Genomic DNA, 14,323 nt, shown 5'->3' on the forward strand with positions numbered 1-14,323 from the left:
TGAGTGAACTGGTAAGTGTGAAGATTGAATTACGGCAAAAAATCAATATAAGCAATTGATTTTTAATAGAAAATATTATCTAATCCACGAGCAGATCCAAAACATTGAGTAAGATTTCTTAGCGGTTTACAGCCCATCATTAAGCCAGTAGATACCTTGTATTTGCTGGCTTTAATCAAGAATAAAATTTAACTCTCTATTTAATAAATGAAAATCACTCACCCAATGCCTTTCTAATAAATCCCTTGTTTTGATTAAGCATCTGTGTGGCTTGCTGTGCATCTACATTTGCTAAGATCATTAGAATTGCCGTTTTACAGTGACGATGGCATTGTGATAATGCTTCTTCAGCGATAGCTCTTTCACACTCAGTTGCTTGCATTACAATACGAATTTGGCGTTCAACCAATTTGGCATTGGTTGCTTCAACATCCACCATTAAATTACCAAAAACTTTGCCGATTTTTATCATCGCGCCTGTTGTTATCATATTTAAGATAAGTTTTTGTGCTGTGCCGGCTTTCATACGCGATGAACCAGTTACCACTTCAGCACCCACAATCGGTGTAATGGCAATGTCAGCAAGTTTGGCAATCGGGCTTTCTGGATTGCAACTTATCGCCCCTGTTGTTGCACCTAATGATTTTGCATACTGCAAAGCACCTATCACATACGGTGTTCTACCACTTGCAGCAATACCTACTAAAACATCTTTCTCGTTAAAATTAAGCTGGCGTAAATCTTGTTCGCCTAGTTGAATATTGTCTTCTGCATTCTCGACAGCTTGTAAAATAGCCTTGTGTCCACCAGCAATTAATCCAATCACCATTTCATGAGGTGTACCATAAGTTGGAGGACATTCACTGGCATCTAAAATCCCTAATCGCCCCGATGTACCAGCGCCACAATAAATAAGACGACCACCTTGAGAAAAAGCGGTCGCAACTTTATCAACTAATTGAACAATCTCAGGTAACGTTTTTTCGACGGCTAATGGCACTTTTTTATCTTCATTATTAATAACTTTTAGCATATCGAAGGTTGAAAGTGTGTCTATATTTTCACTGTTATGATTTCTACTTTCCGTGACAAGATTGCTAAGATCAATCGCCATTATCGCGCTCCCAATATTGTTATTTATTTGATTAAGCCGAAGAAATAAACTGCTTTTATACCATTATTATTGGTAAGATTTTCAAAATCATTACAAACGGTACCCTACATGACATTTATTAAATATATTTCGACCTTTATCAGCCTAATTACACTTTTTTTCTCCTTTTCTTTGCATGCTAATTTTGAAGAGCAAGACAAAAGAAAATTTGAAGATACTCGCAAAGAAGCACTAAACCATAATGCACAAGCTCAATATCAGTTAGCTGAAATGTATTCGATGGGAACAAGCGTAGAAAAAAACCTTCTTAATGCACAACTGTGGGCAAATGAGGCAATAAAAAACGACTATGCCGATGCCTATGCATTACTTGCTGATATTTACTTATTTAATGCCGACCCTTATTTTAAAAATAATTATATCGAAGCAAAAAAATTAGCTACTCTCGCAGTAAATAAAGGAAGCATAAGAGGAAAAATAAGTTTAGCAACAGCTCTCATTGCGCCATTATCTGGAGAAACAGATCACAAAAAAGCGATTGTATTATTAGAAGAAGTTGCAGCGACTCATCAACCAGAACTTGTTTACGCTCCGATTTGGTTAGGTGTTCTTTATAGTGGGGTTGACAATGTGCCTGTAGATACTGAAAAAGCGAATATGTGGTTTGCAAAAGCTAATGAAATGACTTTTGAAGGATTCGCTCAAGCAATGGCTTCTTTTATGTTCTCAGGCCAATATCATATTATTGAGCCTAACAAGCAAAAAGCAGATGAATTAATGAAACAGGCTTGTGAAGAAGCAAAAAAAGTTGGCAATGAGTTTTATTGCCAACAAGAGTTTAATTAACCCAAAATCAAATAAATAACCCTAACTCAGAAAAGAGATGGTAAATATCGCCATCTCTTTTATACCCTGTCTGTCCTACCTAATATTCTTTTATAGCGCCATACGGTATTCAATCACACCCGGTTTTTCTGCTACCCAATTATATAAGCGCTGACCACGTAAATTAGTTTCCTGTGTATGCCAATATAGACGAGCACAATCACGCTCTTTGGCTTGTTGATTAACAAACTCAATAAGTTGCTTACCTACATGGCGACCACGCGTATCTGGTGAAACAAATAAATCTTCTAAATAACAAAAATCACTTTCAGCCCATGTTGAACGATGAAAAAGATAATGAACAAAACCCAATACCTTTTCACCCTCCATCGCTACTGCACAATAAACAGGTTCTTTTTCATCAAAAAAACGTGCCCATGTTTTTAATGTTGTCTCTTCTGATAACTCAACTTTATAAAATGCTTGATAACTTAACCAATGTGGCAACCATTGAGCATAATGCTCTTGTTCAACAAACTGAATTGAAACAGTTATTGGTGTTGTGCTCATCTCTTCACTTCCTTCTACTTTCATAAATGCTATAAAAAGGTATCACCTGCCTTTAATCGTGGTCATGGTACGTTTAATTTTGGTTCTCAATAAGGTACACTTTTTGTGTTTTTATAGGGTCCACTTTATGAAACAGAAAAAAACAGCGTATTTTCCTAATCTTGTTTTAGAAGAAGGACCCATTGGTTCTCAGGTTTATCACGCGATTAGAAAGGCGATTTTAGATGGGCGTTTATCGTCAGGTAGTCGTTTACCATCAAGCCGTACCTTAGCTGAAATGATGTCGATTTCCCGCAATTCTGTTATCGCAGGATTTGAACGTTTAATTGATGAAGGCTATTTATTTACTCGACGCGGTGCAGGTACTTTTGTTGCAAGTACAATCCCTGATGCCATTATTTCGGATAATTGGATCAAAACAACTCACTCTTATTCATTACCAGCAATCGTAAGCCCATTAGAAACACTAAACCCCAATATGCAAAAAGCACAAGCTTTTTGGCAACAGTCGCAACCCAATATCAATAGTAACCCGATATTTCATGTCGGTATTGGATGTGTTGATCTTTTTCCACATGAGCTTTGGGGAAGATTATTAGGGCGAGTTTGGCGACAATCGAAAAAAGCACTAGCAACATTTAATTCGCCAACAGGTTACACGCCTTTAAAAGAAATGATATGCCAATACATGCAATCAACTCGTGGACTTTTTTGCCAACCTGAGCAAATCATTATTGTGAATGGAACACAGCAAGCGATTAATCTCACCACCAGAGTATTATTAAAAGAAGGTGATGCTGTTTGGTTAGATGATCCTGGTTATGACAGTGCTCGGGGGATCTTCACATCTTATGGTATAAAATCACATCCAATAAATTCAGATATTGACGGAATGGATATTTATCAAGGAATAGAGCAGTGCCCTGAAGCAAAACTTGTTTTTACCACACCTTCTCATCAATTCCCTTTAGGTAATACGCTCTCACTTTCACGCCGTATTGCGTTGTTAGAGTGGGCATCATCCAATAATGTGTGGATCTTCGAAGATGACTACAATAGTGAATTTCGCTATCACTCTAAACCCATTCAATCTCTACAAGGATTAGATAAATACCAGCGCGTTATTTATGCCGGCACATTCTCAAAAATGATGTATCCCGGATTTCGTTTAGGTTTTTTAGCGGTTCCTTTACCTTTAGTTGATGCCTTTAAAGCTGCTAAATACTATACCGATTCACATTCTGGCTTTTTAGAGCAAGCTACATTGGCGCTGTTTATTTCTCAAGGGCATTATGCACGCCATGTTAGGCGAATACGAAAAGCCTGTTATGAACGCTATCAAGTGTTAACTAATGCCATAAAAACACATCTATCTCATGTTTTCAGTGTTGAACCGACAGACTCAGGTATCCATATTGTCTGCTGGTTACAGGCTGACTATACAGAAGAATATATTGTGAAAAAGTCACGAGAGATTGGATTAGCTATACAGCCTTTATCCCGTTACTGCATCCAAACTTACCCAAAACAAGGCGTATTATTAGGGTATGCGGCTCATGATCCTATTGAAATTGAAAAGAGTATTATTTTGCTTGCTCAAACATTATCTAAATAAATAACATCTTTGTTATTTACAATATAAACGTCGAGCAAGCTTTGTATTTACCCTATTTTATTTTTTGGCGTGCAATAATAAACCCAAGCAGGGGGAACATTCAGCATTACCAATTTTTTTTCTAAATGAAAATAACGAGATAACGTTTTTTCATATCGCGTTGTATATTGAAATAATACAAAACAACCTTGTGTTTTTAATAACTCTTTATGTACTCGTTTTAAAACTCTTAAACCTGTTTTTTTAGGAATAGATAAAAAAGGTAGCCCTGAAATAATCATATTATAATGACTATTTAATTTTTCTGCTGATGCGGTATAAACCCTTAAGCGCTTATCGTTAATTTTATCTAATTCTGTCGCAAAACTGGGTTCTATTTCAAAAACATCTAATGATGAATTCAACGACATTCTTTTTAAAATCTGTTGAGTAATAACACCCGTACCAGCACCTAGCTCAGCAACCTGAAGATCCTGTTGCCAATTGAGTTTATCTAACATTTCATAACATAACCAACGAGATGAAGGCGCAATAGTACCCATGGTGGTTGGTGAGATCACAAACCGTTTTAAATATGAGTAGTATGTAGATAATGGAATGAATGTGGATATATCCATCTTCGCCTCCTAGTGCCTTTTAATTAAGGTAAAATAAAAATTAGATTAAATGAAGAACATTCATCATTATTTTTTATTTATGAAAATACATCATCTATTGAATAATGACTTTCAGTATAAAGCTTGGAGTCATCTCTAAGTAAATACGTTTTTCTTATATATTACACTATTTTACATTTTTCTATTTTTACTCTATTTTCTTAAACAAGAATATATTTTTATTTATCAAAAAAAAGAAAATAAGATATAGCAGATTATTCTTACACTTTTATGGTTGGTTCATTTTCTTTTTTAACAACTCATTGATATTTGTTCGTTCTGCGGCTTTCTTTTGTTAACTCTACGAAGACTATAAGAAACACTTCTAATTCTTTGGTAAATAATCAATAAATTAACTTGCACCCATCTCTATATTTTGTCAGGTTAGTGTGAGGTCTCTCACTATTCCTACAGATAAAGACAGGGTAATTACAATGAAAAATGTTGGTTTTGTGGGCTGGCGTGGTATGGTCGGCTCCGTTTTAATGCAAAGAATGGTTGAAGAACGTGATTTTGATGGGATAAACCCTGTTTTCTTCACCACATCTCAATTAGGTGAAGCAGCACCCGCTTATGGTAATCACCGTAGCACTCTGCAAGATGCTTATGATATTGATACCTTAGCATCACTCGATATTATTATTAGTTGCCAAGGTGGTGACTACACCAATGAAATCTATCCAAAACTGCGCCAAGCAGGTTGGCAAGGTTACTGGATTGATGCAGCATCAGCACTGCGTATGAATGATGATGCCGTGATTATTCTCGATCCTGTTAATGGACAGCATATTCAAGACAGCTTAAATAAAGGCATTAAAGCCTTTGTCGGCGGTAACTGTACCGTCAGTTTAATGCTGATGTCATTAGGTGGCCTGTTTGCTAACAATTTAGTGGAATGGGCGAGCGTATCCACTTATCAAGCGGCTTCTGGGGCTGGCGCTCGCCACATGAGAGAGTTACTGTCACAGATGGGCTCTTTGCATAATCAAGTGGTTAAAGAGCTAGAAAACCCAGCATCTGCAATCTTGGATATTGAGCGTAAAGTCACTAACTTTACACGCAGTGGTGCGATGCCAACTGAGCAATTTGGTGTTCCTCTAGCAGGTAGCTTGATCCCTTGGATTGATAAACAATTAGAAAACGGTCAAAGCCGTGAAGAATGGAAAGGGCAAGCAGAAACCAACAAAATCCTAAATACAGGTTCAAATATCATTCCTGTAGACGGTCTTTGCGTTCGTATTGGTGCATTACGTTGCCATAGCCAAGCATTTACTTTAAAACTGAAAAAAGACTTACCTGTTGCGGAAATTGAACAATTACTTGCAAGCCATAACGATTGGGTAAAAGTCATTCCTAATGATCGTGAATTAACTATACGTGAATTAACACCTGCCGCAGTTACCGGTACATTGAGTACACCAGTAGGCCGTATTCGTAAACTTAATATGGGCCCTGAATTTATTTCAGCCTTTACAGTGGGTGACCAACTGTTATGGGGTGCCGCAGAGCCTTTACGCCGTATGCTAAATATTCTACGTTAATATTAATTTTTTAGAATATCGGCCATTTTTAGAAAATAGAAATGGTTGATATTCTTATTCTCAATAGCTATTAGCTTCATTTCTTATTTCCCCCTCCTTCTTTCTTCATAAAACTATTTTTTAATTTTTCATATTTTATTTATTTTTAATTTTAGGGTGCTTTATAAAATACGTTTCCTACAATAGTTTCAAAAATAACTCTAAAGAATTCAGGCAGATTATTCAGCATAATCCACCTATTTTTATTCAAAATAGAGTGCAAAAATAAATAAAGTATTTTTTAACAACTGAAAAGTAATGATGACAAAAATCTAAATATAACAATTTCTAATATATTATTCCTTTTCTCTTCATTTTATAGAAACTGCGGTAACTACTTATTATTTAAAAATAAATTTACTTTGTATTGTCATTTATTTATGGTGATTTTTATTACTTTTATAAAAAGATGCATTATAAATATGACAACACAAACACAACCCAATAAAAAAGGTTTTTTAAACCGAGTAGAACGTATTGGTAATATCATGCCTGATGTTACGATGCTGTTCGTTTACGCTTTAGTGATCTGCTGGATATTTTCATTTCTCCTCTCTTTTGTACATTTTGATTATTTCCATCCAGTGACTAAAGAAAAAATCGCCGTTATTAATATGTTTCAATATGAAGAAATCATATTATTTGTGACAAGTGCAGTAAAAAATTTCATTAGTTTTCCTCCACTTGGAATAACGATTGTTGCAACTTTAGGGATTGGTATTGCAGAAAGCAGCGGTTTTATTAAAACAGCATTAAAAAAGATGCTTTCGTTTATTTCTCCTAAAATGCTAACACCCACCGTTGTATTTGTTGGTATTGTTGCGCACTTAGCTTCTGACTCTGCTTACGTTATTCTTATGCCCGTCTCTGCGATGATGTTCTATGCCAGTGGTCGTCACCCTTTAGCTGGTATCGCTGCCTCATTTGCAGGTTTAGCGGGTGGATTTACCGCAAGTTATACACCATCAATTATTGATCCAATAATGCAAAGCTTTACTCAAGAAGCGGCGCAAATTATGGCTCCGGGATATAGCGTTAACGTTTTATGTAACTACTTTTTTAGCGTAGGCGGAACATTTGGCGTTATTTTAACTTGTTGGTATATCACTGAAAAAATTGTTGAACCTTGGTTAAACAAAAACTGCCCTGTCTCTTCAGGGATTGATACCAAGGATGCAGAGTTAGGTGAAATCACACCAACAGAAAAACGTGCATTCCGTTTTGCAGGTTGGGCGGTTGTATTGATGGGAATTGGTTTATTTGCCCTGTTATTACCAGAAACCTCACCATTACGTTCACCAGAAGGCAGTTTAACCAGCCCTAAAGCGCCAATTATGCAAATTGTGGTGCCTTTACTGTTTATCTTCTTCTCTGTACCCGGCTTAATCTATGGCTATATGACCAAGTCTTTTGCTTCCACAAAAGATATCGTCAAAGCAATGGAAAATATCACTAAATCGCTGATCCCATTTATCGTTTTTGCCTTTTTTGCGGCTCAGTTTCTTTACTCTTTCCAACACTCGAATTTAGGGACTCTATTAGCATTATCGGGTGCAGAGTTACTGCGTACGCTTAATATGCCTTCAGGTATGACGGTATTAGGTGTGATTTTGCTGACTGCGATTTTAAATATTATGATCACCTCAGCAACATCAAAATGGGCTGTTATTGCTCCGGTATTAGTGCCAATGTTAATGGCTGTCGGAATTTCACCTGAATTAACGCAAGCTGCGTTCCGTGTCAGTGATTCCGCAATGAATGTGAGTACACCGATGTTCCCATTCTACCCATTGATTTTGATGTATTGCCAAAAATACTATAAAGGGGCTGGTATCGGTACACTGTGCTCAATGATGATCCCTTTCACTATTGGCTTGCTTATTGTATTAACGACAACACTGTTTGTCTTCTGGGGACTCGATATTCCACTTGGCTTTGACAGTGGATATACATGGCAACCGGCATCATAACTCACACTTATAAAAACAACTGTATTAGGAACAACATTATAATGAACACCCTAGGTCAAAAGTTAGAACAGCGTTTCTTCCGTTATCTGGCAATTGAAAGCCAAAGTGATGCATCTGCTTCTGTTGTGCCCAGCACACAAGGGCAACTTGAGTTAGCAAAATTACTGGCTAAAGAGCTAGAAACTTATGGACTCAAAGATATCTATATCGATTCTCATGCCATTTTATATGCAATGAGACCGGGTACTAAACCCAATGCGCCTAAAGTTGGGTTTGTTGCTCACCTTGATACTGTTGATGTGGGCATTTCACCTGATATTCACCCTCAAACACTGCGTTATGAAGGGGAAGATCTCTGCTTAAATAAAGAGAAAGATATTTGGTTTAAAGCTCAAGAACACCCTGAAGCAGAACCTTATATTGGTGAAGAGATTATCTTCAGTGATGGTACAAGTGTATTAGGTGCTGATAATAAAGCGGCAATCACCGTAGTTATGGAGTTAATGGATAAACTTCAACATGCTGATTTTGATTGTGGCGATATCTATGTTGCGTTTGTACCAGATGAAGAGATTGGATTACGCGGCTCTAAACTGATGGATTTATCTCGCTTCAACGTTGATTTTGCTTACACCATTGATTGCTGTGCATTAGGCGAAGTGGTGTATGAAACCTTTAATGCGGCATCAATTAAAGTGTCTGTAAAAGGTATTACTGCGCACCCAATGTCAGCGAAAAACGTATTATTAAACCCAATTCGTGTTGCTCATGATTTTATTGGCTGTTTTGACCGCTTTGATACACCAGAGCACACTGAACACCGCGAAGGTTATTTCTATGTCACAGATTTAATCGCCAATCCTGATAATGCAGTGATTAAAATGGCTATCCGTGATTTTGACAAACAAAGTTATGAAGCCCGTAAACAGTTTATTAAGCAATCTGTTGCGTTGATCCAAGCTCGTCACCCTCGTGCGCTAATCGATTATGAGATTGTCGATGTGTATAGCAATATCAGTGATTCGATTGGGGAAGATCGCACCGCTATCGAACTTATTTTTGAGGCATTAAAACGATTAGATATTCAACCTAATGTGATCCCAATGCGAGGAGGTACAGATGGCTCTGCACTTTCAGCAAGAGGATTACTAACACCAAACTATTTCACTGGTGCATTGAATTTCCACTCTCGTTTTGAGTTTTTACCTGTTAGCTCATTTGAAAAGAGCTATTTAGTAACAGAGATGCTGTGTCGTTTGGTCGGACAACGCGGATAAGCGTAATTATTTACGCCAACAAAAAAGCGGAACCATTTTCATGGCTCCGCTTTTTTTATCTAACTTAATCTAAAACTAGATATCAATATTTGCCGCTTTCAGTGCATTCTCTTCGATAAAGGCACGACGAGGTTCAACCGCATCACCCATTAAGGTGGTAAATAATTCATCAGTTGCAATCGCATCTTTCACGGTCACTTGCATCATACGGCGTGTATCTGGATTCATGGTGGTTTCCCATAATTGCTCTGGGTTCATTTCACCAAGACCTTTATAACGCTGTACAGCAAGACCACGACGTGATTCTTTTGTTAACCACTCAAGTGCTTCTTCAAAGCTTGAAATTGACTGACGACGCTCTCCACGCTCAATAAACGCACCCTCTTCAATCAGGTTACCGATAATGTCACCTAAATGAGTAATACGTTGATATTCGCTACTGTGGATAAAGTCATAATCCAGTTTGTAGTCTGTATCCACACCATAGGTACGAATACGTAATACAGGTTCAAATAGACGATTTTCATCGTTTTGAGCGATAGTGTAGCTATAAGTACTGCCTTGATCTTCCGCTTCATTTAGACGGTTAACCAAGCCACTCATCCACTCTTCAACTTTAGTTTTATCAGATAACGCATCTTCTGTAAGCGTTGAGTGATACACCAAGCTGTTTAACATACTAAGAGGATAGATACGCTCCATACGACGAATAATCTTGTGCGCTGCATGGTAATCAACAACCAGTTTTTCAAGTTGCTCACCGTGCATTGCTGGTGCGTGTTCACTCACATAAAGTGCTGCACCATCAAGCGCGATCGACATCAGATATTCGTCCATTGCGTCGTCATCTTTGATGTATTGCTCTTGTTTACCTTTCTTCACTTTGTAAAGTGGTGGCTGAGCAATAAAGATATGACCACGTTCGATAATTTCTGGCATTTGACGATAGAAGAATGTCAGTAGCAAAGTACGAATGTGAGAACCATCAACGTCCGCATCCGTCATGATGATAATGCTGTGATAACGCAGTTTATCTGGGTTATATTCATCACGACCGATACCACAACCTAATGCAGTGATTAACGTTGCAACTTCTTGAGAAGCCAACATTTTATCAAAGCGCGCTTTTTCAACGTTTAGGATTTTACCTTTTAACGGAAGAATAGCCTGTGTTTTACGGTTACGACCTTGTTTTGCCGAGCCGCCCGCAGAGTCCCCTTCCACTAAGTACAGTTCAGAGAAAGCAGGATCACGTTCAGAACAGTCTGCTAATTTACCCGGTAAACCACCTAAATCTAATGCGCCTTTACGACGTGTCATCTCACGAGCTTTACGCGCAGCTTCACGAGCACGAGCAGCATCAATGATTTTACCGACAACAATTTTCGCATCGTTTGGATTTTCTAACAGATATTCCACCAGCTTCTCATTCATCAGCGTTTCTACCGCTGTTTTCACTTCTGAAGAAACCAGTTTATCTTTTGTTTGTGATGAGAATTTAGGATCTGGCACTTTAACAGAGATAACCGCAATCAGACCTTCACGAGCATCATCACCCGTTGCACTGATTTTCGATTTCTTATTAAAACCTTCTTTATCCATATAGTTGTTTAACGTACGTGTCATTGCAGTACGGAAACCAACTAAGTGTGTACCACCATCACGTTGTGGAATATTGTTGGTAAAGCAGTAAACATTCTCTTGGAAACCATCATTCCACAGCATCGCCACTTCAACACCAATACCATCTTTTTCAGTAGAGAAATAGAATACATTTTGGTGAATTGGCGTTTTATTACGGCTTAAGTATTCAACGAATGCTTTAATACCGCCTTCATAGTGGAAATGATCTTCACGGTTATCACGTTTATCAATTAAACGGATAGAAACGCCTGAGTTTAAGAAAGACAACTCACGAAGACGTTTTGCTAGGATCTCATACTGGAATTCAGTCTCGCCTTTAAAGGTTTCAAGACTTGGCCAGAAGCGTACAAATGTCCCTGATTTTTCAGTATCGCCAATGACTTTTAAGCGATCATCAGGCACACCATGACGATAAATTTGCTGATGGATATTTCCATCACGATGGATTGTCAGTTCAAGTTTTTCAGACAACGCATTAACAACAGAAACCCCTACACCATGAAGTCCACCAGAGACTTTATAGGAGTTATCATCGAATTTACCCCCCGCATGCAGAACGGTCATAATAACCTCTGCCGCTGAGACACCCTCTTCTGGGTGAATGCCGGTTGGAATTCCACGACCATCATCTCGAACAGAGACGGAGTTATCTGAATGGATAGTGACAATTATCTCATCACAGAAACCCGCGAGGGCTTCGTCGATTGCGTTGTCGACCACCTCGAAGACCATGTGATGCAGACCGGTTCCATCATCTGTATCCCCGATATACATCCCCGGGCGCTTACGCACCGCATCCAGCCCTTTTAATACTTTGATACTTGAGGAGTCATATGTATTCGACATCAACGTTTCTCGCTTTATTCCTATGGTTTAACCTCTATTTTGCCACGTTCTACGCTAAATAGCCTGCTATTTACATCTAGCATATCTTTCACTTGCCCTTGTGTTATCGCACTGACAAACACTTGAGCTTGCGTAGACTTTAGACGCTCGGCTAACAACTGACGCCGACTTGCATCTAATTCGGAAGCAAAATCATCGAGCAGATACAGGCATCTTTGCCCATTCTTACGAGTGAAATATTCACCTTGTGCCAGCCTCAAAGCACACATCAATAACTTGAGCTGGCCTCGTGACAACATATCTTCTACTGGCGTGCCGTTTGCTCTAATGCGTAAATCCGCTTTATGAGCACCAAGTGAGGTATACGCTAGCATTTTATCACGTTCAAATTGACGTGCTAGCAACTCACCATAATCTGTTTCTTTATCCCATCCCCGTTGAAAGCTCACTTTCAACGAAAACTCAGGCAAAAACAGACGACACGTTTCTTCAATATCTTTAGCGATATCTTCGGTATATTGAGCTCGCCATTCACTTATCTGTTCTGTTAATGAGATAAGTTCTTTATCCCAAGGCATCAGTTGTCGATAAGACGTTGCTTGCCTTAGTGCTGCATTACGTTGTTTTAATACACGTTTTAAATCTGACCATGCAGCAAAAAATCGAGGTTCATTATGAAAACAACCCCAATCAATAAAAGCGCGACGATATTTAGGCCCACCATTCAGTAGTGTAAAGCCTTCAGGTGTTATTAATTGCATGGGTAACAATTTTGCTAACTCTGCAATTTTATGACCATCGCTGCCATCAATACGAACTGTGCTATTGCCTTCGCGATCTTTACTTAATCCAATCGCATAGCCACGGCTCTCTTCATTGAGTCCACTTAAACGCCCATGAAGAATAAATTCATTTTCATCATGCTGGATCACGCGATTAGCTTGCGAGCTACGAAATGCGCGTCCATGACCTAAAGTGTAAATCGCTTCAAGTATACTTGTTTTACCACTCCCGTTAGGTCCAACAAGGAAATTAAAGCCATCCGCTAATGGCAGATCCGCCTGTTCAATATTTCTAAAATGACGGATCAATAAACGGGATAAAATCATGTTAGTGACTATTATAAACGCATTGGCATAACAACATAAGCAGCCGCAGAACTTGCCACATTCTCCACTTGAACACTTGAAACAGCATCTGTTAGCAGCAGCTTAACTTCCTCACATTTCAATGTATTAAGTACATCAAGGAGATAACTGACATTAAAGCCAATTTCCATTTCTTCACCTTGATATTGAACATCAACAATCTCTTCTGCTTCTTCTTGCTCAGGATTATTCGCTGTAATCTTCAATTGACCATTGGTGAGGTTTATACGCACACCACGGAATTTTTCATTAGATAAAATTGCAGCACGAGAAAATGCCTGTTTAAGAATATCACAACCCGCTGTTACTGTTTTCGTTGGGTTTTTCGGTAATACACGACGATAGTCAGGGAAACGACCATCAACCAACTTCGAGGTGAAAATAAAATCACCTACATGGGCACGTATATTGTTGCTACCGATTTGTAGTTGCAGTGAGCTTTCACCACCGCCATCAAGTAAACGCATCAATTCAATGACACCTTTACGAGGAACAATAACAGAATGCCCCGGTAAAGATTGTCCAATATCCATTGAACATACCGCTAAACGGTGTCCATCTGTTGCAACTGTGCGTAACTCTGTATTTTCAGTTTCAAACAACATACCGTTGAGGTAATAACGTACATCTTGATGCGCCATTGAAAATTGAGTGGACTCAATCAGACGTTTTAATGTTGCTTGAGGCAAAGTAAATTCAACCTCACTTTGCCAGTCATCTAAATTAGGAAAATCAGATGCAGGTAATGTTGATAAAGAGAAACGGCTACGACCAGAACGCACTAAGAGACGATCACCGTCAAGCTCAACACTGATTTCAGCACCTTCTGGTAGCCCACGCCAAATATCAAAAAACTTACGCGCAGGAACAGTTGTAGCACCCATTTCATGAGATTGGCTAAGATTAACTCTTGCCACCATCTCCATTTCAAGGTCAGTCCCTGTTAGCGATAAGGTGTTTTCAGTAACCTTAAGCAATAGGTTACCTAAAATAGGTAATGTTGGACGACCACCTAAAGGGCCACTTACTTGTTGTAGCGGCTTAAGAAGCTGTTCACGTTCAATGATAAATTTCATAG

At 38.5% G+C, this 14,323-nt stretch carries 11 protein-coding genes; 5 read left to right on the forward strand and 6 right to left on the reverse strand.

Features of this window, described 5'->3' with window-relative positions; all coding sequences use genetic code 11:
* Positions 1-214: 214 nt before the first annotated feature.
* Entirely contained in the window at positions 215-1,114 is a 900-nt protein-coding gene (gene murQ / locus ABN236_RS17085; RefSeq protein WP_318620922.1) for an N-acetylmuramic acid 6-phosphate etherase, read from the reverse strand.
* A 108-nt stretch (positions 1,115-1,222) separates the two neighbouring features.
* Here murQ and ABN236_RS17090 point away from each other — a divergent pair, with 108 nt between their 5' ends.
* Entirely contained in the window at positions 1,223-1,960 is a 738-nt protein-coding gene (locus tag ABN236_RS17090; protein WP_349474473.1) for a tetratricopeptide repeat protein, read from the forward strand.
* A gap of 90 nt (positions 1,961-2,050) precedes the next feature.
* Here the strand turns inward: ABN236_RS17090 and ABN236_RS17095 are convergent, their stop codons facing one another.
* Positions 2,051-2,509 carry a GNAT family N-acetyltransferase gene (locus tag ABN236_RS17095; RefSeq protein WP_088495978.1) on the reverse strand — a complete coding sequence of 153 codons (459 nt, stop codon included), beginning with the start codon at positions 2,507-2,509 and terminating at the stop codon, positions 2,051-2,053.
* Between the two features lie 127 nt (positions 2,510-2,636).
* Here ABN236_RS17095 and pdxR point away from each other — a divergent pair, with 127 nt between their 5' ends.
* Positions 2,637-4,124 (forward strand): MocR-like pyridoxine biosynthesis transcription factor PdxR, encoded by a 1,488-nt coding sequence (pdxR, locus tag ABN236_RS17100; RefSeq protein WP_349474474.1) that lies wholly within the window; start codon positions 2,637-2,639, stop codon positions 4,122-4,124.
* A gap of 47 nt (positions 4,125-4,171) precedes the next feature.
* Here pdxR and ABN236_RS17105 read toward each other — a convergent pair whose 3' ends face one another.
* Positions 4,172-4,741: a class I SAM-dependent methyltransferase gene (locus ABN236_RS17105; RefSeq protein WP_088494137.1), complete on the reverse strand. Its 570-nt coding sequence runs from the start codon at positions 4,739-4,741 to the stop codon at positions 4,172-4,174.
* Positions 4,742-5,214: 473 nt separating this feature from the next.
* On the opposite strand from ABN236_RS17105, the gene asd reads away from it, so the two are divergent.
* The 3 genes from asd (at position 5,215) to pepT (ending at position 9,607) form a co-directional block, all read left to right on the forward strand.
* Positions 5,215-6,321: an aspartate-semialdehyde dehydrogenase gene (asd, locus tag ABN236_RS17110; RefSeq protein WP_088494138.1), complete on the forward strand. Its 1,107-nt coding sequence runs from the start codon at positions 5,215-5,217 to the stop codon at positions 6,319-6,321.
* Positions 6,322-6,782: 461 nt separating this feature from the next.
* The gene (locus ABN236_RS17115; RefSeq protein ID WP_311755683.1) at positions 6,783-8,330 is read left to right on the forward strand and encodes an AbgT family transporter; all 1,548 of its coding nucleotides are present in this window, start codon (positions 6,783-6,785) and stop codon (positions 8,328-8,330) included.
* A 41-nt stretch (positions 8,331-8,371) separates the two neighbouring features.
* Positions 8,372-9,607, forward strand: a complete 1,236-nt coding sequence (gene pepT / locus ABN236_RS17120) for a peptidase T (protein WP_502929629.1) — start codon at positions 8,372-8,374, stop codon at positions 9,605-9,607.
* 75 nt (positions 9,608-9,682) lie between these two features.
* Here the strand turns inward: pepT and gyrB are convergent, their stop codons facing one another.
* The 3 genes from gyrB to dnaN are packed head-to-tail and all read right to left on the reverse strand — an operon-like array spanning position 9,683 to position 14,321.
* Positions 9,683-12,097, reverse strand: a complete 2,415-nt coding sequence (gyrB, locus tag ABN236_RS17125; protein ID WP_349474475.1) for a DNA topoisomerase (ATP-hydrolyzing) subunit B — start codon at positions 12,095-12,097, stop codon at positions 9,683-9,685.
* 20 nt (positions 12,098-12,117) lie between these two features.
* Entirely contained in the window at positions 12,118-13,206 is a 1,089-nt protein-coding gene (gene recF / locus ABN236_RS17130; protein ID WP_088494142.1) for a DNA replication/repair protein RecF, read from the reverse strand.
* Between the two features lie 11 nt (positions 13,207-13,217).
* Positions 13,218-14,321 carry a DNA polymerase III subunit beta gene (gene dnaN / locus ABN236_RS17135; protein ID WP_088494143.1) on the reverse strand — a complete coding sequence of 368 codons (1,104 nt, stop codon included), beginning with the start codon at positions 14,319-14,321 and terminating at the stop codon, positions 13,218-13,220.
* Positions 14,322-14,323 lie beyond the last annotated feature (2 nt).

The sequence above is a fragment of the Proteus sp. fly-1013 genome, from assembly GCF_040140245.1.
Taxonomy (GTDB): Bacteria; Pseudomonadota; Gammaproteobacteria; order Enterobacterales; family Enterobacteriaceae; genus Proteus; species Proteus mirabilis_B.